This window comes from Burkholderia sp. 9120 (assembly GCF_000745015.1).
GTDB lineage: Bacteria > Pseudomonadota > Gammaproteobacteria > Burkholderiales > Burkholderiaceae > Paraburkholderia.
Genome location: NZ_JQNA01000002.1, coordinates 145,304 through 172,250, shown reverse-complemented (window position 1 = coordinate 172,250; position 26,947 = coordinate 145,304). Strand labels below are relative to the sequence as shown.

Sequence of the window (26,947 nt, the reverse complement as noted above, 5' to 3'; positions counted from 1 at the left end):
ACGACTCACCCCTACTCCGAAAAACTCCCGACATGTTCTCTTCCATTCGCGCGCGCATCGTCGCCCTGTGCGTCGCTATCGTTGTGGTTGCGCTCGCCACCAACGCGGGCCTCAACTATCTCGTCGCCAGTTCGTATAACGCCGACGCGATCGAAAGCAGTCTGAGCGCCGTCGAAAGCGGTCACACGGACGGGATCGGCGACTGGATCGCCACCCATGGCCAGATGATCGACTCGCTGCAGGACGCCGTGCTGCAGCCCGATCCGCTCACCGCGTTGAAGCAGGTCGCCGCTGCCGGCAAGTTCACCAACGTGTACGTCGGGTACGCGGACAAGACCTGGAAGTTCACCGACCCGACCGGCATCCCACCCGACTACAATCCGACCGGCCGCCCCTGGTACAAGCAGGCCGCCACGGCCGGCAAGCCGGTGGTGACGCCGCCGTACGTGGATATGGGCACCGGCAAACTGGTGGTCTCGTTCGCCGCGCCGGTGGTGCGCGACGGCGTGGTGAAAGCAGTGGTCTCCGGTGACGTCGCGATGGACAGCGTGATCGCCAACGTCAAGGCGATTCATCCGACGCCCGCGAGCTTCGGCATGTTGATCGACGCGAGCGGCCATATCGTTGCGCATCCGGATTCGAAGCTGACGTTGAGGCCGGTGTCGGATCTTGTCCCCGCACTCACCGGCGAAAAACTCTCTGCCCTCTTCACCGCCGAACATCCGCTCGAAGTCGACGTGAACGGCAGCGCCAAACTGCTGCGCGCCGAAGCGATTCCCGGCACCGACTGGTATGCGGTCGTCGCGCTGGATAAAGCGGAAGCCACCGCCGGCATGCGTTCGTTGCTGACGGCTTCGCTGATCGCGCTGGTCGTAATCGCGGGGATTGCCGCAGCCGTCGTGGCGGCCGTCACCGCCGTGTCGTTCAAGCGCCTCTCGAACGTACGCGACGCGATGGACGCAATCGGCTCGGGTGACGGCGATCTGACCCATCGCCTGCCCGCCGACGGTAACGATGAAGTCGCGCAGATCGCGCGCTCGTTCAACACCTTCATCGACAAAATCAGCCATGTAATGCGCCAGATTCGCGATGCCAGCGAATCGGTGCGCGTGGCCGCGAATGAAATCGCCGCAGGCAACGTGGATCTGTCGGGCCGCACCGAATCGGCGGCAGCGAGCTTGCAGCAAACTGCGGCGTCGATGGAAGAAATCACCTCGACGGTCACGCACTCGGCAAGCGCCGCGAAGCAGGCCGACGACACTGCCGTGTCCGCGTCGAAAGTGGCTTCGCGCGGCGGCGTGGTGATCGCGGAAGTGATTACGACGATGGGCGAAATCGAACACGCGTCGGTGAAGATCGCCGAAATCATCGGCGTGATCGACGGCATCGCGTTCCAGACCAACATCCTTGCGCTAAACGCCGCAGTGGAAGCCGCACGCGCTGGTGAACAGGGGCGCGGTTTCGCGGTGGTGGCCGGCGAAGTGCGTAGTCTCGCGCAACGCAGCGCGCAGGCCGCGAAGGAAATCAAGGCGCTGATCGAATCGACGGTGGCGAGCGTCACGTCGGGGTCGGGTCAGGTGCGTCAGGCCGGCGAAACGATGACGGAGATCGTCAGCAACGTCGCCAACGTCACCACCATCATTTCCGAAATCACCCAGGCCGCGAACGAACAGACGCGCGGCATTCAGGAAGTGAATCGCGCCGTCAGCCAGCTCGACGAAATGGTTCAGCAGAACGCCGCGCTGGTCGAGCAATCGACTGCGGCGGCCGCCGCGTTGCAGAGCCAGGCGGTGAGCCTCGCGGGCGCAGTGACGCAATTCAAGCTCGACTAACGCGCACCGCGGGGACTCACGTTGCCGCTCACAGGACTAGGCCGCCGACGCTTCCAGTTCCGCAAGCCGTTTGCGCAGCAGACGATCTTCGTGGAAACGGCTGGTCTCGTCGCGAATCACGGCGACGATGCCGTTGAGTTCGTTTTGCGGCGAATGCAGCAACGCGACCGTGAAGGCAATCGACAAGGCCCGCCCGTCCTTGTGGACGGCGGGAACGCGCAGCACGTCGTTGCCGTAGCGCGTTTCACCGCTTGCCATGGTCTGGTGATAACCGTCCCAATGGCGGCCGCGTAATCGTTCCGGAATGATCAGATCGAGCGACTGTCCGATCGCCTCGTCCTGAGTAAAGCCGAACATCCGTTCGGCCGCCGGGTTCCAGAATTCGATGTGGCCGCGCGCGTCGGAAATGACGATCGCGTCGCCGATCGCATTGGCCAGCTGCTGGAAATCGATGACACTCGGCACGGCGCTTCCCCGAAGTTGAGCGTAAATATTTGAATCGAGAACTTGACATCACGACTGCAGGCCCGACTCTTCAGCCGGGCCTGCCCAACATGACTGCCGCTGAGCGCGTTAAACCGCTTTGACTTCGCGCAGATTGAAGATGTCCTGCTTGCTGTAGCCCAGGCTCGCGAGGACTTCGTCGGTATGTTCCCCAAGCAATGGCGACGCCGTCACCTCAGGTTTCATATCCGAAAACTTGATCGGGCTGCCCACGGTCAGATACGAGCCGCGCTTGCTGTGCGGCACTTCGACAATCGTGCCGCTGGCGCGCAATGAAGGATCGTTAGCCAGTTCCTTCATGGTCAGCACCGGCGCACACGGAATGTCGAACTTGCGCAAGATATCCACCGCTTCGAATTTGGTCTTGTCGGCCAGCCACTCTTCGATCGTCTTGAAGATCTCGAAGATATGCGGCTGGCGCGCTTCCGCGGTCTTGTAGGCCGGATCGTCGATCCACTCGGGTTTGCCGAGCGCCTTGCAGATCGGTTCCCACGCATGACCCTGAATCGTGAAGTAGATGTACGCATTCGGGTCCGTTTCCCAGCCTTTGCACTTGAGCACCCAACCCGGCTGACCGCCTCCACCCGCGTTGCCGCCGCGCGGCACCACGTCGCCGAATTCGCCGTGCGGGTACTGCGGATATTCTTCGAGATATCCCACCCGCTCCAGCCGCTGCTGGTCACGCAGTTTCACCCGGCACAGGTTCAGCACGCTGTCCTGCATCGACACCGCGACCTTCTGGCCTTTGCCGGTTTTGTGGCGGCCCAGCAGCGCGGTCAGAATGCCGATCGCCAGATGCATGCCGGTGTTGCTATCGCCGAGCGCCGCCGCGCTGATGGTCGGCGGACCGTCCCAGAAGCCGGTGGTGGACGCTGCGCCACCCGCGCATTGCGCGACGTTTTCATAGACTTTCAGGTCGTCGTAGTGGTGGCCGTCGCTAAAACCCTTCACCGAAGCGACGATCATCTTCGGATTCAATTCGTTCAGACGTTCCCACGAAAAGCCCATGCGGTCCAGTGCGCCGGGACCGAAGTTCTCCACGAGCACATCGGATTCGCGGATCAGTTTCTCGAGTACTTCCTTGCCTTCGGGTTTTTTCGTGTCCAGCGTCAGCGACCTCTTGTTGCTGTTGAGCATCGTGAAGTACAGCGCGTCGGCGTCGGGTATATCGCGCAACTGGTTGCGCGTCACGTCGCCGGAACCCGGCCGTTCGACCTTGATGACGTCCGCGCCGAACCAGGCGAGCAACTGCGTGCACGCGGGGCCGGCCTGAACATGCGTGAAGTCGATGATCTTGATGCCTTCGAGGGGTTTGGTCATGGTGATATCTCCTGGGTTGCCCGGATTACTTTTTCGTTGCCGCGCTTTGCGGATTCAGATTGGTCAGGCGGCCGCTTTCGGTGCCGGCCGCTTCGTCGATCACGGCGTTGATCAAGGTCGGCTTGCCCGATGCGATGGCCTCGACCAGCGCCTTCGTCAGCTCTTCCGGCGTCGTTGCGTGGTGGCCGACGCCGCCAAAGGCTTCGATCATCCGGTCGTAACGCGCGCCCTTCACGAACACGGTCGGCGCGACGTCCTTGCCGCCGGTCGGGTTCACATCGGTGCCGCGATACACGCCGTTGTTGTTGAACACGATGGTGCAAACCGGCAGGTCGTAACGGCAGATGGTTTCGAGTTCCATGCCGCTGAAACCGAACGCGCTATCGCCCTCTATCGCGACCACCGGCTTGCCGGTCGTCACCGCCGCACCGATCGCGAAGCCCATGCCGATCCCCATGATTCCCCACGTGCCCGAGTCGAAGCGCTTGCGCGGCTCAGCCATGTCGATGATGCTGCGGGCGTAGTCGAGCGTATTCGCGCCCTCGTTGACGACGTTGATGTCCGGGCGCGTCTTCAGCACATCGCGAATCGCCCGCAATGCGCTGTGAAAATTCATCGGCGACGGATTCTTGTCGAGCGTCGCGGCCATCTTCGCGAGATTCTTGTTCTTGCGCTCGGCAATCGCGGCGGTCCATTCGGTGTTCGACTTCATGAAGCTCGTATCGACGCCGGCGCGCAGCGCCGCCACGCACGAGCCGATATCGCCGATCACCGGCGCGGCAATCGCGACGTTGCTGTCGATTTCGGTCGGCGAAATATCCACCTGCACGAACTGCTTCGGCTGCGCGCCCCACGTCTTGCCTTTGCCGTGCGACAGCAGCCAGTTCAACCGCGCGCCGATCAGCACGACGACGTCGGCGTTCTCCAGCACGAACGAGCGCGCCGCGGACGCGGATTGCTCGTGCGTATCGGGCAGCAGGCCTTTGGCCATCGACATCGGCAGATACGGAATGCCGCTTTGCTCGACGAACGCGCGAATCTCCGCGTCGGCCTGCGCGTAGGCCGCGCCCTTGCCGAGCAGGATCAGCGGACGTTTGGCGTTCTTCAATACGTTGAACGCACGTTCGACCGATTCCGGCGCCGGCAACTGACGCGGCGCGGCGTCGACTACCTTCACCAGCGACTGCTGTGCTTTGACGACGTCGAGCGTTTGCGCGAGCAGCTTGGCCGGCAGATCCAGATACACGCCACCGGGCCGGCCCGACACCGCGGCACGAATTGCCCGCGCTACGCCAATGCCGATATCCTCCGCATGCAACACGCGATACGCCGCTTTCGCGTACGGTTTCGCCGCATTCAACTGATCCATTTCCTCGTAATCGCCCTGCTGCAAGTCGACGATCTCGCGCTCGCTGGAGCCGCTGATCAGGATCATCGGGAAGCAGTTGGTGGTCGCGTTGGCGAGGGCCGTGAGGCCGTTCAGAAAACCCGGCGCCGACACGGTCAGGCAAATGCCCGGCTTCTGCGTGATAAAGCCGGAAATCGCCGCCGCATTACCGGCGTGCTGCTCATGACGGAACCCGATGAAACGCATGCCTTCCGCTTGCGCGAGCCGCGCGAGGTCGGTGATGGGAATACCGACCAGGCCAAAGATGGTGTCGATGTCGTTCAGTTTCAGCGCATCGATGACGAGATGGAATCCATCGGTCGTCTCAGTGGCCTGCTGTTTCGACGTAACGTCTGCTGCGGGCTGGTCGGCTTCTGCCATGACTGCTCTCCTTGGTGGCTGATCGCTGGGTTGTTATGCGTTGGGGTGTGAGCGGCGCGGTCGTGTGGTCGTGCAGCGTGATGGTTTATTCACGCGAGCCGCCGGATAAAGGTTGCAGTCGGGCTTCGTTGATCGCCGCGCCGGCTGTCGTGCCCGAGTTGTCGATCCAGCGCTTTCTCATCGGCGCGAGGACAAACTTGGCGGAGACGGCTGCGGCGATCGAGATCACCGCCGCCGAGATGAACACCGTGCTCCAGCCGCCGTTCGCCGAGAGCAGCGAGGCAAGCGGCACCAGCATCGACGCGGTGCCCTTCGCGGTGTAAAGCGTCCCGGCGTTCGCCGCGGCGTATTTGCTGCCGAACGTGTCCGCGCAGGTGGCCGGGAAGATCGAAAAGATCTCGCCCCAGCACAGGAACACGGCCGCGGCAAAGAACATGAAGGCGTACGGGTTATGGCCGAACTGCATCAGCCCGAGCAACGCGACGCCTTCGCCGAGAAAGATCATGAACATCGTGTTTTCGCGGCCAATGCGGTCCGATAGAAAACCGCACAACGGACGGGTGAAGCCGTTGCACAGATTGTCGATCGACAGCGTCATCGTGAGCAGCGGCAACGTGATGCCCATCAGGCTGACCGGCAATTTCGCGAAGCCGTATTCCTTTGCAATCGGTCCAAGCTGCGCGGTCGCGATAATGCCGCCGGCCGCCACGAACACGAACATCAGGTAGAGCACCCAGAACAGCGGCGAGCGGATCATCTCGCCGGGCGTGTAGTCGATCTTGCTGGCAACCACACGTTTAGCCGCGATCGCGCCGACAGGCGGCTTGGGCCGCACCAGCATCGTGGCCAGCAGCAGAATGCAAACGCCCTGAAAAATGCCGAAGAACATGAACGTATGCTCGTAGCCCGAGCGCTGGATCATGTTGGCGATCGGAATCACCGTGACGGCCGCGCCGGCGCCGAAGCCCGCCGCGGTCAAACCGGCGGCGAGGCCGCGCTTGTCCGGAAACCATTTGAGCGCCATGCCGACGCAGGTGCCGTACACGCAGCCCGCACCGATACCGGCGATGACGGCCGCGACGTACAGCGCGGCGAGGCTGCTTGCATGCGCGTCGATGATCCAGCCGAGCGCCGCGCACAGCGAGCCGCCGATCACCACGGGACGCGGGCCGAACTTATCGACGAGCCAGCCTTCGACGGGCACGAGCCAGGTTTCGGTGACGATGAAGATCGTGAACGCGGTCTGGATCGCCGCCTGGCCCCAGTGGTGGGCGTTGTCCATCGGCACCACGAACAGCGTCCATGCATATTGCAGGTTCGCCACGAGTCCCATGCACACGACGCCGATCGCGAGTTGCGCCCAGCGGTGATGCCAGAAGGCGGTGCGGCCGCTCTCCCGTGAGTTGGAATGTTCCATGTCTGCGTCTCCTGCATGTTCCGTCGCGCTCGAACGGCGCGTGGGACTTACGTGATCGAATCGCTTCGCTGCCGGTCTGAGTGCAATGAAGCGCCAATGGTCGGCCAGAGGGAACTCGTTGTACGTGCAACCAGCCGGTAGCAGGCGGTTGGGGGCGTAGCGTGTCTGAGTGGATGCTGCGCGTGATGATCGATAAGTAAAAATTAAAACATTTTATGGTTTGTATTAGGTATGCCTAATACACCGGTCACCGCCCCGCTCCATGGGTCGACGGATAACGTGATGCGCTGTCGGGACGAGTGAGATCGCGTCGCGGAGGGGCTTCGGGTAAACCAACACATAAACAAAGCGCTATGGTTTTTCGAAAAAACTTTGACTGTTGTTTATCGATTCGTCCTTCTACTCTCCGTTCATGCCACCTGCCCTGAGGAGATTGACCATGAACGCCTCGCCATTCGAAGCATCCGATCCCGCACTCCATGCGGAAGTCCGGGCGCAGTTATGCGCCTACAACGCCGCGTTCGACGAACTCGGCCTGCGTTTTCGTTGGGACGTGCGCACGCTCGCGTCGCTGGCCGCGATAAACGGCGAGCGGGAGCAGATCGAGGCCTACATCGAGGCACACCATGCGCACTTGCTGAAGGCTTATAGCGCGGTGTTTTTAAGCGAGGCGATTCTTGAGAAAAAGCGCCTGCGTTATCCGGCGTGCTTGCAGATTCAGATTGAAAGCGCGTCGCCGATGAATCGCGCGTTGCCTCAGCAAACGGCGATCAGCCGCAGCGAGCGGCTTTCGTTTGAGATGGAGTTGCCGGCGCTGGCCGGTATCTAGACGCGGCGCAGCACGTTCAGGGCGTTTTTATCGCGTGTGGCGAGTGAGCCGGGGCATCCCCGGCCACTCAACCATCGCTTGCCCGGATGCCGGGCAAGCGCGCATCAGACCGGATTCAACGCAGCGCGCCCATCCAGCACGGCGGCCACGTTGTCCAGTGCCGTGAAGCCCATCTGGTCGCGCGTCTCGATCGTGGCGCTGGCCATGTGGGGCGTCAGGAACACGTTGTCGAGTCCGGCGAAGCGTTGGTCGACTTTGGGTTCGTGTTGATACACATCGAGACCCGCGCCAAACAGATGGCCCGAGGTCAGCGCGTCATACAGCGCATCTTCGTCGACCAGGCCGCCACGCGCCGCGTTGACGAATACCGCCCCCTTGCGCAGCAAGCCGAACTCTTTTTGCGCCATCAACGGCACACCGCCGCCCGGCACGTGCAGCGTGAGCACCTGGCAATGCGGCAGCATGTCGTCGAGGCTGGCGTAAAACGTCGCGCCATTCTCCACTGCCGCATCCGCGCGCCGGATGTCGGTGTAGATCACGCGCATGCCGAAACCTTGCGCACGCTTCGCGACCGCACGTCCAATGCGCCCAAAGCCGACGATGCCGAGCGTCTTGCCGTTCACGCGCGTGCCCAGCATGTCGGTCATCCCAAACGACTTACCCCAGCCGTTGCGCATGATGCGCTCGTATTCCGACGCGCGGCGGCAGGCCGCCAGCACCAGCAGCAGCGTGAAATCGGCGGTGCACTCGGTCAACGCGTCGGGTGCGTTCGTGACGGCGATGCCCCGTTCGCGGGCGGCGGCGACATCCATGTGATCGAAGCCCGCGCTTGCGTTGGCAATGATCCTGACCGTCGACGGCAGCGCGGCAATATGCTCGGCCTGCAGGCCGGACTTCTTGCCGATCAGGATGGCCGGCACGTCGTGCCGGTTGCAGAAGTCGACCACTGACGCCGAGTCCATATCGGACTCGGTCACGAACGCATGGAATTCGGCCTCGGCGCGACTCGCCACGGCGGCGGGGACTTTTCGCGCAATCAACAGACGGGTGCGGTGAGTTTGCGACATGATTTTTCCTTCGATGGAGTGACGTCGAGAGCCTACGAAACCGCCGACTCCGACGTCAATATTGATTCGATCAATCAACTCCTGCGACCCCTCCGACCCCTCCGCCCCGCTCTCGTACCGGCACGGCCCACGTCCCGCCGCTCGCCGCAATAAAACGCCTCAGGAAAACCCTGGGGCATTCCCGTCCGCCAAGCCCTTGGATGTTGATTCAATCAATCAAGCTTGCTCAACGACCAGGGCGAATGCAACTCTGTTTCCCATGTTCAATGGAATGCTCAGGAGGAGACGAAATGCCTGCATCGAAACAATTCGCCGCTGTGACGGGCGCCGGTTCCGGCATCGGCCGTGCCGCCGCCGTGGCGCTCGCCGAAGCCGGATTCACCGTCGCGCTGATCGGGCGCCGAGCCGAGCCACTGCTCGAAACGAAAGAGGTCATCGGCGTGGCCGGCGGCGAAGCGCAGGTATTTCAGGCCGACGTCAGCAACGCCACCTCGGTCGATCAGGCTTTTTCGCACATCGCTGCGGCATTCGGGCGGCTCGACGTGCTCTTCAATAACGCGGGCCGAAACGCCGGCGCCGTTCCGCTCGAAGACTACGACACCGATTTCTGGAACGACGTGGTGGCCACCAATCTGACCGGTGTGTTTCTGTGCGCGCGGGCCGCGTATCGTTTGATGAAAGCGCAGTCGCCGCAAGGTGGGCGCATCATCAACAACGGCTCGATCTCCGCGCACGCGCCGAGGCCGCATACCATTGCTTATACGGCGACCAAACATGCGGTGACGGGTATCACCAGGTCGATTGCGCTGGACGGACGCGCGTTCAATATCGCCTGCGGTCAGATCGATATCGGCAACGCAGCGACCTCGCTCACGGAACGGATGAACAAGGGCGTCCTGCAAGCGGATGGACGCATGGCGCCCGAAGCGCGAATGGACGTGACACACGTGGCCAACGCGGTCGTGCACATGGCCAGCCTCCCGCTCGAAGCCAATGTTCTGAACATGACCATCATGGCGAGCGCTATGCCGTTCGTCGGCCGCGGATAAATCGTCATTCAGCCAGATATAAAAAAATCAGCTGGCCACTGTTTGGAGACACCGATGAAAGTCGCAGAGGAACACAGCTTGCCGGCTGGCAATCCGGCTTACGCGGACACCACAAAACGCTCGAGAGTCCGCTACGTCGTGCTCTCGATGCTGCTCGTGGCGACCGTCCTCAACTACGTGGATCGCTCGGCGCTCGGCATCGTCGCACCGGGTCTCTCGAAGGGGCTGGCGCTCAACCGGATGGAAATGGGCGAGCTGTTTGCAGGATTCGGCCTCGCCTATTCCATTGCGCTGGTGCCCGGCGGCGTGCTGACCGACGTGCTCGGTTCACGCCTCGCCTATGCGCTGTCGCTGGTCGGCTGGTCGTTCGCCACGCTGACGCAGGGTCTCGCGACCGGCTATCACATGTTGCTCGGCTCGCGGCTCGCCATCGGCGCGCTGGAGGCGCCGGCGTTTCCTTCGAACGCGCGCGCCGTGACGATATGGTTTCCCGCCCGCGAGCGCGGCTTCGCGACCAGCGTCTACGTGATGGGGCAATACATCGGAACGCCGTTGTTCACCGGCCTGTTGCTGTGGATCTCCGCCACGTACGGTTGGCGTTCGGTATTTTTTGTGACGGGCGGCTTCGGCATTCTGTTCAGTTTTGTCTGGTACCGGATTTATCGCGACCCGCAGCATCATGCAAGCGTGAATGCCGCCGAACTGAACTACATCAACGAAGGCGCGACCGCCACGCGCAAGCCGCGCGAGAAGTTCAACTGGCGCCTCGCGCTCAAGCTCCTCAGCTACCGGCAGGTGATCGCCATCTGCATCGGCAAGTTCTGCAACAACACCTTGCTGGTCTTCTTCACCACGTGGTTCATGACCTATCTGATCGAAGCGCGTCACATGTCCATGATCAAGGTGGGGATTTTCCAGGCGCTGCCTTTTATCGGCGCGACGCTCGGCATTCTTATCGCCGGCTTGCTGTCGGACTTTTTTATCCGGCGCGGCGTCTCGCTGTCCACCGCACGCAAGGCGCCGCTCATCATCGGCACCCTGCTCGGCGCGTCGATCATGCTGGTCAATTTCGTCGAATCGAATGAGGGGGTGATCGCCATTCTGACGATCGCGTTCTTCGCGCAGGGCGTCGGCTCGATGTCGTGGGCCGCCGTCTCCGAAATCGCGCCACGGCAATACGTGGGCCTGACCAGCAGCATCACCAGCCTCGCGGCCAACATCGCGGCGGTCACCACGCCGCTGATGATCGGCTACATCACCCAGCACACCGGCCACTTCTACTGGGCACTCAACCTGATGGGCGGCATCTGCCTGCTGGGGACGCTCTCGTACTCCGTGCTGCTGGGGAAGCTTTCGCGCATCGAACTGTAATGCTGTCGACTATCCGGAGAAACTGAATGATCGAATTCAAGTGGGATCATCTGCAACTGTGCTCGGCGGATGCCGAAGCCACCGCCGCCTGGTTCGGGCGCTGCCTGAACGCCGATATCGTGCGTCGGCCCGGGCGAGTGGATGTGCGTATCGGCGGCATCAATCTGTTCATCACGGCGCTGCCGGGCGCGCAAAGCGGCCGGTCGCCTGAAGGCGAGAAAGCCGAGGGCATCGACCATTTCGGCGTGCTCGTGGACGACCTCGACGCCGCGTTCGATCACCTGGTGCGCTGCGACGCGGAGATCGTCGAACCGGTCAAGCAGGTTCGCGCCGGTGTTCGAGCCTGCTTCGTGCGATCGCCGGGCGATATCCTCATCGAGATTCTGGAACGCCGTCCCGCCGAGATGACTTTTACCTGAAACAAGACCAGAATCGACCCAGCATCGGCCGTGGGTGCAGGCAACCCGCGAGCCGCGTCGACCGTTCTTTGCGGCCCTTTTCTCTCGCAGCATCGCGCCTGATATCCCATGCGAAACTGGATCACGCTAACCGAAGCGGCCCGACAACTCGGCGTGCAGGCGCAGACCGTCTACGCGTACGTCAGCCGCGGCAATATCGCGGTGATGCCGGATCCGCTCGATCCGCGCAAGAGCCTCTATCGCGCCGAGGACGTCGCCGCGCTGTGCCGCAAGAAACAGGTGGGACGCAAGCGCGAGGCGCTCGCCGCCGGCACGATATTCGGTGCGGAGCCCTGCATTTACAGCGGCATTACGACCTTCTCGAAAGATCGCCCGTATTACCGGGGACGCGACAGCATCCGCCTCTCGGAAACGGCCACGCTCGAAGAGGTCGCGGCCATTCTCTGGAATGCGCGCGCACCGATTGCGTTCGACACCGGCGACCTGCCGTTACAAGGCGAGGAGCGCGGCAGGCAATGCGCGTTCACGTCGCTGGCGGCGCTCGCGGCTTGTGGGCACTCCACGCTCGGGCGTACCGACAGCGCCTTGCATGTCGAGGCCGGCCGGCTCGTGGCGCTGATCGCGCGAGCGTTCGGCGCGCGCGGCGACACGCCCGGGCAACGCACGCATGAACAGCTCGCGCTCGGCTGGGGCCAGGACCGCGCCGGCGCCGAGTTGATCCGCCGCGCGATGGTGCTCGTCGCCGACCACGAGATGACGAGTTCGGCGTTCGCCGCGCGGATTACCGCGTCCACCGGCGCCTCGTTGCCGGGCTGCCTGCTCACGGGGCTCGCCACCTTCTCCGGCCCGCTACATGGCGACGCGTCGGGTCGCGTGCGTGCCGTGTTCGACGACGTCGAGCGACTCGGCGCGGAAAACGTGGTGGCCCATCACTTACGCTCGGCCATTCCCATTCCGGGCTTCGGCCATCATCTGTATCCGGACGGCGATACGCGCGCGGCGGCCCTGCTCGACGTGCTGGATCCGCCTGCTGAGATCATGTCGTTCATCGAGCGGGTGGTGGCGCTGACCGGGCTCAAGCCGAATATCGACGTCGCGCTCGCCAGCCTCGCGGCGCAACTGGCGCTGCCTCGCGATGCGTCGTTCGCGCTATTCGCCACGGCGCGCAGCGTGGGCTTGCTCGCGCATTGCATCGAGCAACTGCGGGTGGGCAAGGTCATCCGGCCACGCGGACGTTACACCGGACGCGCGCTGGAAGACGCGAGCGCAACGAAACCCCAGGCCGATGCCGGTAAGCCGCTCGATCCGGTCACGCTCGACAGGAATCGCGTGTTCAAAACGGTGGGACGCTGAGCAGGCGCACCACCGCACGGGCTTCAATGCTGGTTGATGGTTTCGAGCGAGAGTCCCTTCGTAGCGGGCCCAAGCAGGATCATGCAGATGGCGACCAGCATGGAAACCCCGATGAAAGCCGCAACGCCCGGCACGCCGTAACCGTGCAACAGAATGCCGATGGCGAGACCGGCAAAGGCGGCCGAAATCCGGCTCCATGAATAGACAAAGCCGATTGCCCGGGCGCGTATCCGGGTCGGGAAAAGCTCCGCCTGGTAGCCGTGATAGGCATACGACATGATGTTCGCCGCCAGCGTAAACACCACGCCGAGTACGGTCAGGATCCAGGGCGTCGACACTTGCGAAAAGACCGCGATCACCACGGCCATCGTGATGAGTCCGCCGCAGATCTGGGTTTTGCGTTCGAGTTTGTCGGCGAACAACGTGCCGATGAGCGGACCAAAAGGATTGGCGATCGCGATAACGAACGCATAGCCGAGGCTTGCCGTGACGTGAATGCCCCGATGGATCAGCAGCGTCGGCACCCACGCGGCAAAGCCGTAGAAGCCGATCACCTGCGCCATATTGAAGATCGACAGAATGATCGTCCTGCGCCGATAACCGGGGGCGAAGATTTCCCGGAACGCGCCGCGCCCCTCTTTCTCGGGTTCCACCGCTTGCGGCGGCGGCAGCGTGATGCCTTTCTCGAGCGCGACGCGCCGCTCGATCTCGGCGACGATCCGTTCGGCTTCGTCGAAACGGTTATGCCGTGCGAGCCAGCGCGGACTCTCCGGAATGTTGCGCCGCAAGAACCAGACGGCAACGGCGCCGACCGAGCCGATCAGGATCACCACCCGCCAATAGTCGAGGCCGAGCGGCCTGGTGCCGTTCAACGCGTAGGCGAGAAAGGCGACCACCGGCACGACCGAGAACGTGATGAACTGGTTGACCGAATACGCACGACCGCGCTCCTGGCTCGGAATCAGTTCGGAAATATACGTGTCGATCGTCACCAGTTCGACACCAATGCCGATGCCCGCGACGAAGCGCCAGATATTGAGTGCGTACCCGGTTGTCTGGAACGCCATGATGATCGTGCAGACCATGTACCAGACCAGCGACCAGGTGAAGATCACGCGCCGCCCGAAGCGGTCCGCCACATACCCCAAGGTCAGCGCGCCGACCCACAGGCCCGCGAACGTGGCAAACACAAAGGTGCCGAACCCCGCCACGGCGAGCGGCGCGAGCGCGGCGAACGGGCCGAGCGATTCGGGCTTGAATAGCCCGGACTGCACCATCCCCGGGGCCACATAGCCGGTGAAAAACAGATCGTAAAACTCGAACACACCGCCGAGCGAGATCAGGATCACCATGGCCCAGACAGTGCGCGAAGGGGGAAGCCGGTCGAGACGTGCGGCAATTTCAGCGGCCTGCTGGTTGGACATAGTCGCCTCTTGTTTCTTGTTAGAAAGGACCGCAATGAAATGAGCGCGTTCGCCGTGGCCCTACCGGCTGAATGAAGACGACGCGGCTTCATCGTTCACCGGTAGCCAAGGCACGTTTTGCAATTTCCCATAGGATCGCCCGGTTCTGCAATACGCATGAACACTGAGGCGCTGAGGCTAGGTGCGGGACACGACACGAGCGTCGTGTGCGTTGCTTGGGTGCGGCGTCCTGATCGAGCGTAAGGCTTTCATAAGCCGATGAAATAAGTCTGCACCTCCATTTCCTCGGACCAGATCTGAACGTCGAGCATTTCGTCGAATTCGATCGGTGCGCCCTCGTACATGCAGCAAAACCCCTGCGCCGTGCGGTAGACAATCACCCATCCGCACGCGGGCGCCTCTCTCGTTGTTCGCCTCTCGCCTGACACGCTTTTCAACCCGTTGAGGTGCAACGCCTTGCCGATGCGTTTGCATGCCGCATCCAGTTCATGGGACAGTTTCACGGTTCGCTCCTTCGCAATACACCCCGCGCGGCGGCATGCTATTCGCCCCTGCCGCCTAGCCGGGGAATATCCTGATGCTACTCGCCACCGCGTCGGCGATGTGCTCTTTCGCGATGATCCCAAGCACGCGCGCGGGGCCATGCCCCTCGTGACGCCCCACCACCACCGCCATCATTGCGTGCTGTTTCCACAACTGCGTGATCACACCGAACGCCACGTCATGCTCTCGCACGACGATGAAATTCCTCTGTGCCAGCGCGCCGAGCGAGATATCCGATTCGCTCTCGCTCACCGCCCGGCGCAGCCCCGTGTTGATGCGCAAGACGCCATAGATCTCGTGCTCGCGCGTGACCACCACGTGCCGGAATGCCGGGCCCTCCGAACGGGTCAGCAAGTCACGGAACGGCACCTGGGCGTCGAGCACGAACACGTCGGTTTCCATCACCTGAGCCGCGTTCTGCACGAGAAACATGTTGGCATGCATCGCATTCGGAATCGGGTGGCCGCGCCGTACCAGTTTGAGCGTATAGATGCTTTCCGGCGACAACAGCCGGCGCGCGCCCAAACTGAACGCCACCGCGAGAATCATCGGCAGCACGATGTCGTAGTCGCGCGTCATTTCGAAGATCATCGCCACCGCGGTCATCGCGGCGCCGGTGCCGCCGCCGACCATCGCGCCCATGCCCACCATCGCGAAAGCCGGCGCGCTAACCGGCGCACCGGGCATGACCATCGCGACCAGCGACGCAAAGGCTGCGCCCAGCGTGGCGCCGATAAAGAGCGACGGCGAAAAGACGCCGCCTGACGAACCCGAGCCCAGACTGACCGATGTCGCCAGCGTCTTGCACAGCGCCAGCATCAATAGAAATGCGCCGCCCTGAAGCTGACCGTAAAGCGTCGCCTGAATCGTGGCGTAGCCCACGCCTTCCACGTAATAGTGACCCGCAAGGCGAAACAGCAGATACATCGTCATGCCGACCAGCAGCATCCCGCAGACGTGCCGCTGATAACGTCCGGGGATAAGGTCGAAGGCGTCTTCCGCCCAATGCAACGCGCGGATCAGCAGCGCTGCCGCGGCGCCCGTCAAGGTGCCGAGCAACGCGTAGAGAATCAGCGTCAACACGCTGCCCGGCTGATTCGGAATGGCGCCGAGTTGCGCCGGGACAAAGAATGCCGGGGCGTCGCCAAAGAACAGCCGCCCCAGAAACGTTGCCGTGCCGGTTGCGATCGCCACCGGTAAGAACGTGTTGACGCTGATTTCCGGCATCATCAGTTCCGTGGCGAACAGCACGCCGCCGATCGGCGTGTTGAAGGTCGCGGCGATGCCGGCTCCGGCGCCCGCCGCCACCAGCGTGATGCGTTGCCCGGCGGACATCCGCACGACCTGGCCGAGCGTCGAACCGAGCGCCGAGCCGATCTGGATAATCGGCCCCTCGCGACCCACCGCGGCGCCGGAACCAATCGCGAAAGCAGACGCGATCGACTTCACGACCGCCACGACCGGGCGAATCACACCGCGCTTGTAATAGATCGCATCCATGACCTCGGGCACGCCGTGACCTTTGGCCTCCGGCGCAAACGTGCTGACGATCCACGTGACGACGAGGCCGCCCAGCACAGGCACGAGAATCACGAACGCACCCCACGGCGATGCCGCGGTGAAATGACTGGCGTCATAAGCGAACGACAGACGGCCGAGAAAGAACGCGTTATGCACAAGCCCGATCAAGGCGCGGAACACCACCGCGCCGAAGCCCGTGACGATACCGACGACAAACGCGAGCAGGCATAGCCAACGGAGCGCAATGGGCTCAACGGCATCGTCGTCCTGATGGCTGACCGCGCGCGGCTGAAGCGGCGCCACCTTGACGTGGCGCGATTCGCTTCTTTCTGTCTGATCAGACCGATCGGCGTCGCCCGGCATCGTATGAGGTCCCCAGAGCACTGCGGGTTCGCGGGTCGAACCGTCGGCGTGGACCTCCTGCACCTCGATTCGCCGCCGACGAGTCCCTTTCCCGACAACGAACATCGCGTTACTCAAATGCCGAGCGCGGCATGACGGTATATGTCACCCTGTGATCTATCATAGTGTGCGGAAGCCGGGTTTCCCAATTTCTTTCCGGACCAGGACGGGCAAGGCGGGATTCCGCCGTCCTCCTGCTCAAGACGGCGTGCGGTCGAACGCCCATCCGAACGCCTCGATTTCCAGCTTGTGCTTCGACGCGAGTCGCGCGAGGCATTGCTCGCCTTTGAGTGTCAGGCGGACTTCGACCTGACGCCCGTCGGCCCGGCTTGCGTGGCGCGAGACCAGACCGTTTGCCTCGCAGCGCGATACCAGCGCGACGGTACCGTGCGGCGCGGCCTGAAGCCGCTCCGCCAGTTCCCCGACCGTTGCCCAGTCACGGCCCGAGAAACCGCGGACGTGCAGCATCAGTTGATATTGCAGCGGCGTGATCCCTTCGGCATGAGTCACTTCCTCCGAGAAACGAAGAAATCGACGTAGCTGATAGCGAAACAGCGACATCGCTTCGAGGTCCTGTTTGGCCGGCATGCCTACTGGAACTGCAGGTTTCCTGCGCGTCGTCATGCTATCGGCTCTCGTGATCGGAATGGGCGGGTTGATTCGCCATCATACTCACGATGCACTCCATGAAACGACGTTTTCCCACGCAGCACGCGAGCGTCCGTCAAGCGAGGACAGCGTTCAGCCAGCCGCCGCAATCGATTCGAACAACGCGAGGTTCAACCGCTTGACTTCGTTGTTCGTCGGGTCCGGCTGCGAAGAGAACTTGGCGATCACCGTCTCGCGTAACGGGTCGACGTACAACCACTGGCCATGAATGCCGATCGCGAAGCACGCGCCGCTGGCGTTGCCGACCTGATACCACTTGTTGCGATACTTGCCGTTCGGCAGCCAGTCCGAAAAACTGCCTTGGCGCCACGCTTCGGCACTGCCGCCCGTCAACGTGTCGTTCATCCAGTCGGCCGCGATCAGCCGGCGTCCGTCGACCACGCCGCCAAGACGCACCAGCTCGCCGATCCGCGCCAGATCGCGCACCGTCATGCACAGGCCGCCGCCCGAGCGCGCGGTGCCCGCGATGTCCACCGTCACGCAACCGTCCTGGCGCAGCCCCAACGGTTGCCACAAACGAGTTGACGCGAAGTCCGCATAGCGCTGGCCCGAAGCGCGCTCGATCACGAGGCCGAGCACGTCCGAATTGGGCGAGCAGTAATGAAACGGACCGCCGTGCTCCCCTGCCCCTTTGCGCAGCAACGCGAGCAGCTCGATCACCGTCTCGGCCGGCTCGCCGTCGCGCCGCGGATCCAGCAGACCGGCCCGGCGATAACGGGCGTAGATGCCGTTCGCGTTGAGATAGTCCTCGTCGAATTCGAGGCTCGTGCGCATATCCAGCACATGCCTGACACGGGCATCGCCGAAAGTCGAATGCGCGAGTTCCGGCACGTAGTGCGCGACGAGCGCCTCGGGGTCGAGAAGCCCATCGCCGACCAGCATCCCCGCGAGCAGACCCGCCACCGACTTGCTGGCCGAAAACAGAATATGGCGGCTCTGCAGCGTGAAATGCGGACCGTGAAACTCGGCGACGAACTTTCCGGCTCGCATTACCGTGAGCGCGTCGGTCGAGGTCTGCCGCAGAATCGAGGCGACCGTGCGGCGTTCGCCGTCGTGCATCAATTCGTGTGCGCTGAGCGCGTCGGCGTCGAGCTTCGGTTCTTCCGCGAGACCGGGCGTGGCCACGATGCGCGCCGTCGGAATCAGTTCGTGGACGTGGCGAAACGCCCAGACGTTCCAGGGCGCCTCGCGCCAGTTGCCGTGCCGCACACTGTCGCGGCGAAAACCGTAGTCGTTTTCGAAGCTTGAAGAGATCATCTTGACTACAAACTCCTGAGGCGGTCGATCGTGAAAACGCAAATGCATCAATGAACGTGCTGCAGGAACTCGCGAAAGCGATCCCCGGGCGGCGCAGACAGCATTTCGGCGGGCTTGCCGTCGTGCGCCACGCGGCCCGCTTCCATGAACAGCAGACGCGAACCCACGCGCTGTGCGAAGCCCATTTCGTGGGTGACGACAACCATCGTCATGCCCTCGCCGGCGAGCGTCTGCATGACCTTGAGAACTTCCTGGCGCAATTCGGGATCTAGTGCCGAGGTCGGTTCGTCGAACAGCATCAGCTTCGGCTGGACCGCCAGCGCTCGCGCGATCGCGACGCGTTGCTGCTGACCGCCGGAAAGCTGCGACGGGTAGTGCTGCATGCGCTCGGCCAGGCCGACTTTGTGCAACAGCGCCCCGGCGATCTCGCGCGCTTCCGCCTTGGTCTGGCCGCGTGCGCGAATCGGTCCGAACATGACGTTCTGCAGCGCCGTCAGGTTCGGAAACAGGTTGAACTGCTGGAACACCATGCCGGCTTCGAGCCGGATACGTCTGACGTCGCGCGCGGCGCCCAGCACGCTGATGTCGTCCACGCGCAGATCGCCCGCGCTGATGGTTTCGAGTCCGTTGATGCAGCGTAGTAGCGTCGACTTGCCCGAGCCGGACGGGCCGACGATCACCGCGACCTCGCCGCGTTCGATAGCGAGATCGAGCGGGTGCAGCACGACGTTGTGACCGAAGCGCTTCGAGACTTGCTTGAATTCGATCATGCTCATGGCAAACGCACTCTCCGTTCGAGCACTCGCAGACTCAGCGCGAGCAGGCTGATCACGAGCAGATAAATGATCGCGACGGCGGTCCAGATTTCCACCGCCCGAAAGTTCTCGGCCATGATCTCCTGGCCGCGCCGGGTCAACTCACCCACGCCGATCACGAGAAAGATCGAGGTGTCCTTGACCAGATTGACGAACTGGTTGCCCATTGCCGGCAGCGCGCGTCGAAACGCGATCGGGCTGATGACGTGAGCCAGCACCTTGTGAAACGGCAGGCCCATCGCGAGTCCGGCCTCGCGCAGTCCGAGCGGCACGCCATCCAGCGCGCCGCGGATGATTTCCGCGTTATACGCGCCCGAGTTGACGATCAGCGTGATGATCGCGGCGCTGGTCGCGCTGATGCGGATATCCATCATGATCGGCAGCGCGAAGTAGACGAACATCACCTGCACCACGATCGGCGTGCCGCGAATCAAGGCCACGTAAACCTGCGCCGGAATGACGGCGAGCCGGCCGCCGTAGGTTAGCGCCACGCCCGCGAGGACGCCGAGCACGATGCCGCCGCCGAGCCCGGCGAGTGCGATCAGGAGCGTGAGCCGCAGACCCTGCAGCAGGTCCGGCAGCGCGGCAAACACTGCTGCCCAGTCGAAACTCATGACGCTGCCTCGCCGAACCATTTGCGGTTGAGCGCCTGGAGCCGCCCGTTGGCCCGCATGGCGGCGAGCTGAAGGTTGGCCGCGGCGACCAGCGGGCTGCCTTTCTGGAAGCCCATGCCGACATCGAGCCCTTCGAGCGGCGGCTGCACCACGCGGACCTTGCCCTTGCCGGCGGTGTTGGCGTAGTACAGCAGTTGCGGCTTGTCGTAGACGACCGCGTCGGTGCGACCCGCTTCCAGCGCGAGCAGCGCATTGTTGATGCTGGGCAGTTGTTCGAGCGTGGCGTCCTTGACGTGATCCTTGATGTAGGCAACCGCGACCGTGCCCGTTTCGGTGCCGATGTGTTTTCCGGCCAGATCGGCGGGCGTGTGGATGCTGGTGTTGTCGATGCGGGTCAGCGCGATCAGGCCGCTCTTGTAGTACGGCGTCGAGAAGTCGATCACCTGCTGGCGCTCCGGCTTGATAAAGAGCTGCGAGACGATCACGTCGAGGTTGTGCGTCTGCAGCGCCGGGATCAGCGCGCCGAACTCCATCGGTTGCAAACGCCATGTGCGGTTCAGGCCTTTGGCGACCTCGCCCCAGACTTCGACGTCGAAGCCGGAATAGGTGTCGCCCTGCTTGAACGCGAACGGCGGCGCGCCCACGTTGGAACCGACCACCAGTTCGGCATCGGCAGCCAGTACTGAGCGGGACAGCAGAATGGCGGGCCCGGCAGCCAGGCCGAGTTGCAGCAATTGACGGCGATTCATGGTTGTTACTCCACGGTAGGTGATCGTGCCCGGCACGTCGTTTTCAGCGCGACCGGATGGTGTGTCATGCGTCGGTGTCGCTACGGCTGCCGCCGCGTTTCAGCGGGAGGCGGATGCCGCTCGTGCGCTATTACCTCTTACATCAGCGCCACGGTGAGTTCGATTTCGAGCAGGCCGCTGCCCGGCAGACTGGAGACGCCGAGTGCCGATCTCGCGTGCCGGCCGTGATCGCCGAACACGTGGTGCAGCACGGCCGAGGCTTCATCCAGCACCGCGCTGTGATTCACGAAACCGGGCACGGCATTGATGAAGCCGCGCAGGAACAGGATGCGTTCGACCGCGCTCGACGCCGGCAGCGCGGCCACGAGCGCGCTCAACGCGCGCAGCACGCAGGTTTGTGCCGCGCACTGGACGACGCTGGACGGCGTGTCGCGATCCACCGGCCCGGCGATGATCCCGTCGGCGGTACGGCTCACCTGACCGCTGACGTAGGCGATACCGTTGTGAATCACGACGCCCTGATAGGCGCCGCGCGGCGTCGGCGCGGGCGGCAGCGTCATGCCCAGTTCCGCGAGCCGGGCTGGAATGTCGATCGTCATGACGGCGCTCCGCTGTGCTCGCTGCTGTGTGCCTCAAGGCGAACCGGACCGCCGAGCCAGCAGCCGTCGGGGCGGCCGGAGTCGGCGCCGGCTTCGGCGTCGAAGCTGAAGCGCACCGAGATCTGCGACGGCCGTTGCATCGCGCGTCCCTGACGGATCGTGATGGTTCGCGTGGACGCGTCCACCATGCCGTTGGCGAGCAAACCGAACGACAGCGCGGAAGCCGCGATACCCGTGGCCGCGTCTTCCGGATAACCGGAGGCGCGCGGAAACTGCCGGGCGTCGAAGATTTGCCGGCCGGCGTCGAAGGTCGCGTAGGGATAGAGGCCGGTGGAGCCGATGCGCTCACACAGGGCCTCGATTTTCTCGAAGCGCGGTTCGAGCGCGTCGAGACAGGCGGGACTGGCCAATGGAATCAGCGTCTTGACCCGGCTGGTGCAGGCGTTCTGGATTGGCAGCGGCGCCAGTTGCGCGGCGCTAATGCCGAGCGCGTCGAGGATCTCGTCGCGGCTGAGTTGCGCTTGCGGCAAGGCTTCGATCCGGCCCACGGGTTGGGAGATTTCGACCGCGGCGCCTTCCGGTGTGGCGCCGGTGATGCGTACGCCGACCCGGCCACTGCGGGTCTGGACGGTCAGCCGGTCGCGCTGCAGATGCCCGTTTCGATGCAGCAGCCAGACCGCGCCAACCGTGGCGTGGCCGCACATCGGCATTTCGTGGTTCGGGACCCAGAAGCGAAACTCGTAATCGCAATCGGAATCAGGTGGCGCCGGCAGCACGAAGCCGCTTTCGTGGCCGTAATGCCGCGCGACCTGCTGCATGTCGCTGTCGGACATGCCGGCGGCGTCGACCACGATAGGTGCTGGATTGCCGCCGCCGGGACCGGCGGCGAACACGCTGACGAGTTCGACGGTATGACGTAAAGACATGGCGGCGTGCGCCCCGCTGACCGGGGGATGTGTTTCCATCCGGCCAGATTACGGGGATCGGCGCCGCGCCGCGCGGTCGAGCGGGCCCTAAGATTTGACCGAACGGGCCACGCCGGCGCGCAACTCGGAGGGCGACTGGCCGCCGATACGGCGCATCGCGCGCGAGAGCGCCGCGCCGCTTTCGAAACCGACGCGGAACGCCACCTCGCCGACCGGCAGGTCCGTGTCGGCGAGCAAACGGCGGGCGTTCTCGTAACGCACCTGTTGCTGGAATTCGCCGATCGAGCGTCCGGTGTTTTCGCGGAACAGGCGCGTCATGTGGCGACGCGAGATGCCGAAACGCTCTTCCAGCGTGTCGAGCGGAATGTCCTGATCGGCATGACGGGTCAGGAAGGCTTCGAGGTCGGCCACGAGCGCCATGCCGTGTTCGCGCGGCGAGGTTCCGGGTTCCGTTTTACCCGCGATCACCTCGCCGATGCACTGCATCAATAGCGCCGACGAGAGCGCCTGGCGGGTCGCCGCGCTGCCGTAGGCGTCGCGGTCGTTGCGCAACGAGAGTTCCTGCAAGGTGCGGATCGCGGCGGTCCGGCGCACGAGGATCGGGTTGCGCGTGCGGCGGCGGAATTCGCCCAGCGAGCCGACCCCGACGTCGAGCTTGTGCAGCGCGTCGCCGGTCACGTAGACGGCGACGTGCGTGTGCGTGCCGCAGCCCGCGCGGGTTTGATGGGCACGGCCGGGCGGCACCACCGCGAAGCGGTCCTGCGACAACCAGGTGCCCGCGCGACGGTCTTCATGCCGCAGCTCTACCGCGCCATGGCTCGGCAGAATGAACATCAGGCAGTCGTGCCAGTGCCAAGGCATCGCGTAGGTGCCGCCGCCGGTGAGTGTTGCGTGGCCGTCGTCGGCAGCGACCAGCAGGTCCTTGTTGACCGGCTGACAGAGTTGATCGAACGAACGCAGCATGGCGGTACTCCTGGGCGATACGAAATCGGTGTCACACCGTTCGCCGGCCGCGACGACGTTTGATTCGCAAGGCGCTGGACAAGGCGTCGGCCGGGGATGAACGGGTTCCGACGCAGGATAGCAACTCAAAATAGCGGCGGGTATCGGGCTTCGCCCTGTCTTACATCCCGACAGGTAGCGCCGCTGTTGCTTCTTTCGTGTCGGAGTCGGCCGCACATTTGTTATTGACATATCAGTCCATAACAAATAATCTCCGTTCATGGTGAGACCTAGAGAGTTCGATCGGGAAGAGGCGCTGGAGCGCGCGACGCGCGTGTTCTGGGAGAAAGGCTTTGCCTCGACTTCAACGGAAGACCTGCTCGCTGCGATGAATATCGGGCGGCAGAGTCTCTACAACGCGTTCGGCGACAAGCGGAAACTCTACCTTGAAGCACTGGAACGATATCAACGGGAAAGCACGGCGGGCCATCTGGAGCGGCTGAACAGCGCGACGTCACCGCTGGGAGGATTGGAAGCGCTTCTGCTCGGTCTGATTGCCGAAGACGAGAGCGAGCGCGCACTCGGGTGCATGGGCGTCGGCGCGGTGGGTGAATTTGGCGCCGCGGACCCGGAGCTGCTGATGCTACGGAGCAAAGCCGGGCCGAAGCTGTCGCGACGCCTGGTGGAGCGCATTCGTGAGGGACAGGCCGGCGGAGAAATCGACCCGAGCCTCGACGCCCGCGAAGCCGCCGCCTTTTTGCAGATGACGATGCAAGGCATTCAACTCGGCGCGCGTGCGGGTAGCGACGCGAAAAGTCTGCGGGTACTCGCCAGGTTCGCCATCAATCGCTTTAGAGCACGTTAAGCCGCGTTAGCGCCACGTCGGGCAAGAAGCGCCCGACGTGGTTTGCGTGCGCCCCATTATGGACTGATCTGTCAAAAACGGAGATGCAAATGAATGAAATTCGCCAGCTCACAGGAAAGGTTGCCCTTGTCTTCGGCGGTTCGCGAGGCATTGGCGCGGCGGCCGCGAGACGGCTGGCCAACGAGGGCGCCGATGTCGCGGTGACCTATGTATCGGCGCCGGAACGGGCAGCCGAGACGGTCGCGGCGATCGAGTCCACCGGACGGGCCGGCCTCGCCATCGAGGCCGACAGCGCTGACCCGGCAGCGATCGCAGCGGCGGTCGCGCAGACGGTGGAGCGCTTTGGGCGACTGGATATCGCGGTGGTCAACGCGGGCATTCTGTTGCGTGGCGATGTGGCGACGGTGAGCGTGGAAGATCTCGACCGGATGTTGAACGTCAATGTGCGGGGCGTCTTTCTTGCGATTCAGGCGGCGGCCGCGCGTCTCACTGAAGGTGGCCGCATCATCACGATTGGCAGCAACACGGCGGTGCGCAGCGGACATCCGGGTTCGAGCGTTTATTCGATGACCAAGGCCGCCGTCGCGGTCATGGTGAAAGGTATCGCGGTCGATCTCGCCGACCGCGGTATCACCGTCAACAACATTCAGCCGGGGCCGACCGTCACGGACATGACGGTCGAACATATCGAACGGATCACGCCGCTCATTCCGCTCAAGCGCGCGGCCGATCCGGATGAGATCGGCGGCCTGGTGGCCTACCTCGCCAGCAAGGAGTCAGGCTATATGACGGGCTCCAGCATCACCATCGATGGCGGCATGGCGTTGTGACCGTCTCTCGCGAGCCGCTCATTCCACCTGACGAAGCGCCCGCCGCAGAATCTTGCCCACCGGAGACTTCGGCAGCGCGTCGACAAAGCGGACGATCTTCGGCACTTTATAAGCGGCCATGCTGGCGCGGCAGTGGGCGATTAGCGCCTGTTCCGTGACATCAGCATCCGGCGCCATCACCACGAAGAGCTTGAGCGCCTCGCCGGTCCGTTCGTCCGGCACGCCGACGCAGGCACATTCGGCGATGCCGGGGAACGCGGTCGCGACCGCTTCCACTTCGTTCGGATAGACGTTGAAGCCCGACACGATCACCATGTCCTTCTTGCGGTCGACAATCCTGAGGAAGCCCTCTGCGTCGAAGACGCCGATGTCGCCGGTGCGGAAATAACCCTCGTCGGTAAACGCCTTCGCATTCGCCTCCGGCTGATTCCAGTAGCCGAGCATGACTTGCGGCCCCTTGACGCAGATCTCGCCGGCCTCCCCCACGCCGACCGCCCTGTCCTGCTCGTCCAGCAGCATCACATCCGTGGACGGCACGGGGAACCCGACGGTGCCCGTGAACGCGGCAATGGCCTGCGGATTGAACGTCAGAATGGGCGACGTCTCCGACAAGCCATAACCCTCGCGAATAAAGCTGCCGGTGAGGCTTTCCCAGCGCGCCGAGACGACGTCGATCACCGCGGTGCCGCCGCCCGCGCCAAGCCTCAGACGCGACCAGTCCACCTCCGTCAGTCGCGGGTGGGCCACGAGGCTCGCATAGAGCGTGTTGACGCCGGCGAAGACGGTCGGCCGCGCCGCCTTCAGCACGTCGATGAACGCATCGCCATCGCGTGGATTGGCCACCAGCCAGTTCGCCGCGCCGACCGAGAAGAAGGTGAGGAAATTCACCATCAGCGCAAAGATGTGATACAGCGGAATCGCGGTGACGACCACCTCTTCGCCGGGGCGCTGCACATCGGGCATGAAGGCCTTGAACTGCTCGATGTTGGCGACCAGATTGCGGTGCGACAACGCGGCGCCCTTTGAAGGACCGGTCGTGCCGCCCGTGTATTGCAGGAACAGCAGGTCGTGGCCGCCCACCTCCACCGGTTCCAGTTGCAACCTCTCACCCTGAGCGATGGCGGCGGAGAACGTGATGGCATCGCTCAACGATGCATCGACGGCGGGTCCTGGAATCGCAGCACCGCCGCTGTTGCGATCGTTGTTACCCCAGTCGCCTGGGCTGACCGTGATAACCGTTCTGATACGCGTCTTGCCGATCGCCTGGGCCAGCGTGGGTGTCGAGCCGTTGTACACCACGACGACTTCGGCGCCCGCGTCGTTGAGTTGATGCTCGAGTTCGCGCGCGGTATAGAGCGGATTGACGTTGACCTGGACCCCGCCGATCTTGGCGATCGCAATGAAGGCAATCGGAAACGCCAGCAGATTGGGCAGCATCACGGCCACCCGGTCCCCCTTCCTGATGCCCGCTACTTGCTGAAGATACGTGGCAAACGCGTGCGAGCCACGGTCGACATCGGCGAAAGTCAGTGTCTGGCCCAACGCGTGGAAGGCGGGCTTCCCGGCAAACTCGCGCATGGCGCTGTCCAGCAGCGCATTCACGGATGGATAACGGTCGGCGTCGATCTCGGCGGGAATCGAGCCATACGACTGGAGCCAGTGTCTCTTGTTCATGTCGGTTTTTCGCGCAAAGGCAGAGGATCGGATGCTGCGACTATGGCGCGCGACGCCGCAACTTGCAAATGCTCTACGCGGCCAAAACCGTGATTGAAATGGACAAACGCAACGCTTGCGCGCCATGGGCAACGTGCCAGCCGGACCACAAAAGCCAGCCCCCGCGCCGACGATCAGGGTGAACCCTA

The 26,947-nt window shown here is 63.5% G+C and carries 25 protein-coding genes; 8 read left to right on the top strand and 17 right to left on the bottom strand.

Annotated features, from left to right (window positions below; genetic code table 11):
• The first annotated feature begins 32 nt into the window (after window positions 1-32).
• Window positions 33-1,832, top strand: a complete 1,800-nt coding sequence (locus tag FA94_RS09150) for a methyl-accepting chemotaxis protein (RefSeq protein ID WP_035549920.1) — start codon at window positions 33-35, stop codon at window positions 1,830-1,832.
• 36 nt (window positions 1,833-1,868) lie between these two features.
• Here the strand turns inward: FA94_RS09150 and FA94_RS09145 are convergent, their stop codons facing one another.
• From FA94_RS09145 to oxlT, 4 genes are all read right to left on the bottom strand, one after another.
• Window positions 1,869-2,297 (bottom strand): PAS sensor domain-containing protein, encoded by a 429-nt coding sequence (locus FA94_RS09145; RefSeq protein WP_035549917.1) that lies wholly within the window; start codon window positions 2,295-2,297, stop codon window positions 1,869-1,871.
• Between the two features lie 108 nt (window positions 2,298-2,405).
• The gene (frc, locus tag FA94_RS09140; RefSeq protein WP_035549914.1) at window positions 2,406-3,656 is read right to left on the bottom strand and encodes a formyl-CoA transferase; all 1,251 of its coding nucleotides are present in this window, start codon (window positions 3,654-3,656) and stop codon (window positions 2,406-2,408) included.
• Window positions 3,657-3,681: 25 nt separating this feature from the next.
• Window positions 3,682-5,424, bottom strand: a complete 1,743-nt coding sequence (gene oxc / locus FA94_RS09135; RefSeq protein WP_035549911.1) for an oxalyl-CoA decarboxylase — start codon at window positions 5,422-5,424, stop codon at window positions 3,682-3,684.
• Between the two features lie 85 nt (window positions 5,425-5,509).
• Window positions 5,510-6,841 carry an oxalate/formate MFS antiporter gene (gene oxlT / locus FA94_RS09130; RefSeq protein WP_035549908.1) on the bottom strand — a complete coding sequence of 444 codons (1,332 nt, stop codon included), beginning with the start codon at window positions 6,839-6,841 and terminating at the stop codon, window positions 5,510-5,512.
• Between the two features lie 439 nt (window positions 6,842-7,280).
• Between oxlT and FA94_RS09125 the strand changes: the two genes are divergently transcribed.
• Entirely contained in the window at window positions 7,281-7,670 is a 390-nt protein-coding gene (locus FA94_RS09125) for a hypothetical protein (protein ID WP_035549905.1), read from the top strand.
• 104 nt (window positions 7,671-7,774) lie between these two features.
• Here FA94_RS09125 and FA94_RS09120 read toward each other — a convergent pair whose 3' ends face one another.
• Window positions 7,775-8,737: a 2-hydroxyacid dehydrogenase gene (locus tag FA94_RS09120; RefSeq protein WP_035549901.1), complete on the bottom strand. Its 963-nt coding sequence runs from the start codon at window positions 8,735-8,737 to the stop codon at window positions 7,775-7,777.
• A 290-nt stretch (window positions 8,738-9,027) separates the two neighbouring features.
• On the opposite strand from FA94_RS09120, the gene FA94_RS09115 reads away from it, so the two are divergent.
• The 4 genes from FA94_RS09115 to FA94_RS09100 all read left to right on the top strand — a co-directional run bounded on the left by FA94_RS09115 (window position 9,028) and on the right by FA94_RS09100 (window position 12,929).
• Window positions 9,028-9,786 carry an SDR family oxidoreductase gene (locus FA94_RS09115; protein ID WP_035549898.1) on the top strand — a complete coding sequence of 253 codons (759 nt, stop codon included), beginning with the start codon at window positions 9,028-9,030 and terminating at the stop codon, window positions 9,784-9,786.
• Window positions 9,787-9,840: 54 nt separating this feature from the next.
• On the top strand, window positions 9,841-11,157 hold the full coding sequence (locus tag FA94_RS09110) for an MFS transporter (protein WP_035549896.1): 1,317 nt from the start codon (window positions 9,841-9,843) through the stop codon (window positions 11,155-11,157).
• Window positions 11,158-11,183: 26 nt separating this feature from the next.
• Window positions 11,184-11,576: a VOC family protein gene (locus FA94_RS09105; RefSeq protein WP_035549893.1), complete on the top strand. Its 393-nt coding sequence runs from the start codon at window positions 11,184-11,186 to the stop codon at window positions 11,574-11,576.
• A gap of 108 nt (window positions 11,577-11,684) precedes the next feature.
• Window positions 11,685-12,929 (top strand): citrate synthase, encoded by a 1,245-nt coding sequence (locus FA94_RS09100; protein WP_035549891.1) that lies wholly within the window; start codon window positions 11,685-11,687, stop codon window positions 12,927-12,929.
• A 23-nt stretch (window positions 12,930-12,952) separates the two neighbouring features.
• Here FA94_RS09100 and FA94_RS09095 read toward each other — a convergent pair whose 3' ends face one another.
• From FA94_RS09095 to FA94_RS37225, 11 genes are all read right to left on the bottom strand, one after another.
• Entirely contained in the window at window positions 12,953-14,353 is a 1,401-nt protein-coding gene (locus tag FA94_RS09095; protein ID WP_035549888.1) for an MFS transporter, read from the bottom strand.
• 248 nt (window positions 14,354-14,601) lie between these two features.
• The gene (locus tag FA94_RS09090; protein ID WP_035549885.1) at window positions 14,602-14,856 is read right to left on the bottom strand and encodes a hypothetical protein; all 255 of its coding nucleotides are present in this window, start codon (window positions 14,854-14,856) and stop codon (window positions 14,602-14,604) included.
• 55 nt (window positions 14,857-14,911) lie between these two features.
• Complete coding sequence (locus FA94_RS09085; protein WP_051981167.1) at window positions 14,912-16,720, bottom strand: chloride channel protein; 1,809 nt, start codon at window positions 16,718-16,720, stop codon at window positions 14,912-14,914.
• Between the two features lie 297 nt (window positions 16,721-17,017).
• On the bottom strand, window positions 17,018-17,407 hold the full coding sequence (locus tag FA94_RS09080; protein WP_156126603.1) for a MarR family winged helix-turn-helix transcriptional regulator: 390 nt from the start codon (window positions 17,405-17,407) through the stop codon (window positions 17,018-17,020).
• A 153-nt stretch (window positions 17,408-17,560) separates the two neighbouring features.
• Window positions 17,561-18,745, bottom strand: coding sequence for a serine hydrolase domain-containing protein (locus FA94_RS09075; protein ID WP_035549881.1), 1,185 nt, complete (start codon window positions 18,743-18,745; stop codon window positions 17,561-17,563).
• 47 nt (window positions 18,746-18,792) lie between these two features.
• Window positions 18,793-19,521 carry a glutamine ABC transporter ATP-binding protein GlnQ gene (gene glnQ / locus FA94_RS09070; protein ID WP_035549877.1) on the bottom strand — a complete coding sequence of 243 codons (729 nt, stop codon included), beginning with the start codon at window positions 19,519-19,521 and terminating at the stop codon, window positions 18,793-18,795.
• Window positions 19,518-20,174, bottom strand: coding sequence for a glutamine ABC transporter permease GlnP (glnP, locus tag FA94_RS09065; protein ID WP_035549874.1), 657 nt, complete (start codon window positions 20,172-20,174; stop codon window positions 19,518-19,520). The genes glnQ and glnP overlap by 4 nt, the downstream gene beginning before the upstream one ends.
• A complete protein-coding gene (locus FA94_RS09060) occupies window positions 20,171-20,923 on the bottom strand; it encodes a transporter substrate-binding domain-containing protein (protein ID WP_035549872.1) in 753 nt (250 codons plus the stop codon). The genes glnP and FA94_RS09060 overlap by 4 nt, the downstream gene beginning before the upstream one ends.
• Window positions 20,924-21,060: 137 nt before the next feature.
• On the bottom strand, window positions 21,061-21,522 hold the full coding sequence (locus FA94_RS09055) for a RidA family protein (protein ID WP_035549869.1): 462 nt from the start codon (window positions 21,520-21,522) through the stop codon (window positions 21,061-21,063).
• Window positions 21,519-22,448, bottom strand: coding sequence for a PhzF family phenazine biosynthesis protein (locus tag FA94_RS09050; protein WP_035549866.1), 930 nt, complete (start codon window positions 22,446-22,448; stop codon window positions 21,519-21,521). Before FA94_RS09050 ends, FA94_RS09055 begins: the two co-directional genes overlap by 4 nt.
• Window positions 22,449-22,535: 87 nt before the next feature.
• The gene (locus FA94_RS37225) at window positions 22,536-23,411 is read right to left on the bottom strand and encodes an AraC family transcriptional regulator (protein WP_051980499.1); all 876 of its coding nucleotides are present in this window, start codon (window positions 23,409-23,411) and stop codon (window positions 22,536-22,538) included.
• 259 nt (window positions 23,412-23,670) lie between these two features.
• Between FA94_RS37225 and FA94_RS09040 the strand changes: the two genes are divergently transcribed.
• Window positions 23,671-24,255, top strand: a complete 585-nt coding sequence (locus FA94_RS09040) for a TetR/AcrR family transcriptional regulator (RefSeq protein ID WP_035549863.1) — start codon at window positions 23,671-23,673, stop codon at window positions 24,253-24,255.
• Between the two features lie 89 nt (window positions 24,256-24,344).
• Window positions 24,345-25,085 carry an SDR family NAD(P)-dependent oxidoreductase gene (locus FA94_RS09035; RefSeq protein WP_051980498.1) on the top strand — a complete coding sequence of 247 codons (741 nt, stop codon included), beginning with the start codon at window positions 24,345-24,347 and terminating at the stop codon, window positions 25,083-25,085.
• Between the two features lie 18 nt (window positions 25,086-25,103).
• Here the strand turns inward: FA94_RS09035 and FA94_RS09030 are convergent, their stop codons facing one another.
• A complete protein-coding gene (locus tag FA94_RS09030) occupies window positions 25,104-26,759 on the bottom strand; it encodes an AMP-binding protein (protein WP_035549860.1) in 1,656 nt (551 codons plus the stop codon).
• Window positions 26,760-26,947: the final 188 nt, after the last annotated feature.

Excerpts from the sequence above, each read along its gene's own strand:
- FA94_RS37225 (WP_051980499.1), bottom strand. The coding sequence starts at position 23,411 with ATGCTGCGTTCGTTCGATCAACTCTGTCAGCCGGTCAACAAGGACCTG.
- FA94_RS09055 (WP_035549869.1), bottom strand. The coding sequence starts at position 21,522 with ATGACGATCGACATTCCAGCCCGGCTCGCGGAACTGGGCATGACGCTG.
- FA94_RS09100 (WP_035549891.1), top strand. The coding sequence starts at position 11,685 with ATGCGAAACTGGATCACGCTAACCGAAGCGGCCCGACAACTCGGCGTG.
- FA94_RS09125 (WP_035549905.1), top strand. The coding sequence starts at position 7,281 with ATGAACGCCTCGCCATTCGAAGCATCCGATCCCGCACTCCATGCGGAA.
- FA94_RS09110 (WP_035549896.1), top strand. The coding sequence starts at position 9,841 with ATGAAAGTCGCAGAGGAACACAGCTTGCCGGCTGGCAATCCGGCTTAC.
- FA94_RS09105 (WP_035549893.1), top strand. The coding sequence starts at position 11,184 with ATGATCGAATTCAAGTGGGATCATCTGCAACTGTGCTCGGCGGATGCC.
- FA94_RS09030 (WP_035549860.1), bottom strand. The coding sequence starts at position 26,759 with ATGAACAAGAGACACTGGCTCCAGTCGTATGGCTCGATTCCCGCCGAG.
- FA94_RS09095 (WP_035549888.1), bottom strand. The coding sequence starts at position 14,353 with ATGTCCAACCAGCAGGCCGCTGAAATTGCCGCACGTCTCGACCGGCTT.
- FA94_RS09115 (WP_035549898.1), top strand. The coding sequence starts at position 9,028 with ATGCCTGCATCGAAACAATTCGCCGCTGTGACGGGCGCCGGTTCCGGC.
- oxlT (WP_035549908.1), bottom strand. The coding sequence starts at position 6,841 with ATGGAACATTCCAACTCACGGGAGAGCGGCCGCACCGCCTTCTGGCAT.
- oxc (WP_035549911.1), bottom strand. The coding sequence starts at position 5,424 with ATGGCAGAAGCCGACCAGCCCGCAGCAGACGTTACGTCGAAACAGCAG.
- FA94_RS09150 (WP_035549920.1), top strand. The coding sequence starts at position 33 with ATGTTCTCTTCCATTCGCGCGCGCATCGTCGCCCTGTGCGTCGCTATC.
- FA94_RS09060 (WP_035549872.1), bottom strand. The coding sequence starts at position 20,923 with ATGAATCGCCGTCAATTGCTGCAACTCGGCCTGGCTGCCGGGCCCGCC.
- FA94_RS09120 (WP_035549901.1), bottom strand. The coding sequence starts at position 8,737 with ATGTCGCAAACTCACCGCACCCGTCTGTTGATTGCGCGAAAAGTCCCC.
- FA94_RS09075 (WP_035549881.1), bottom strand. The coding sequence starts at position 18,745 with ATGATCTCTTCAAGCTTCGAAAACGACTACGGTTTTCGCCGCGACAGT.
- FA94_RS09035 (WP_051980498.1), top strand. The coding sequence starts at position 24,345 with ATGAATGAAATTCGCCAGCTCACAGGAAAGGTTGCCCTTGTCTTCGGC.
- FA94_RS09040 (WP_035549863.1), top strand. The coding sequence starts at position 23,671 with ATGGTGAGACCTAGAGAGTTCGATCGGGAAGAGGCGCTGGAGCGCGCG.
- glnP (WP_035549874.1), bottom strand. The coding sequence starts at position 20,174 with ATGAGTTTCGACTGGGCAGCAGTGTTTGCCGCGCTGCCGGACCTGCTG.
- glnQ (WP_035549877.1), bottom strand. The coding sequence starts at position 19,521 with ATGAGCATGATCGAATTCAAGCAAGTCTCGAAGCGCTTCGGTCACAAC.
- FA94_RS09050 (WP_035549866.1), bottom strand. The coding sequence starts at position 22,448 with ATGTCTTTACGTCATACCGTCGAACTCGTCAGCGTGTTCGCCGCCGGT.
- frc (WP_035549914.1), bottom strand. The coding sequence starts at position 3,656 with ATGACCAAACCCCTCGAAGGCATCAAGATCATCGACTTCACGCATGTT.
- FA94_RS09080 (WP_156126603.1), bottom strand. The coding sequence starts at position 17,407 with ATGCCGGCCAAACAGGACCTCGAAGCGATGTCGCTGTTTCGCTATCAG.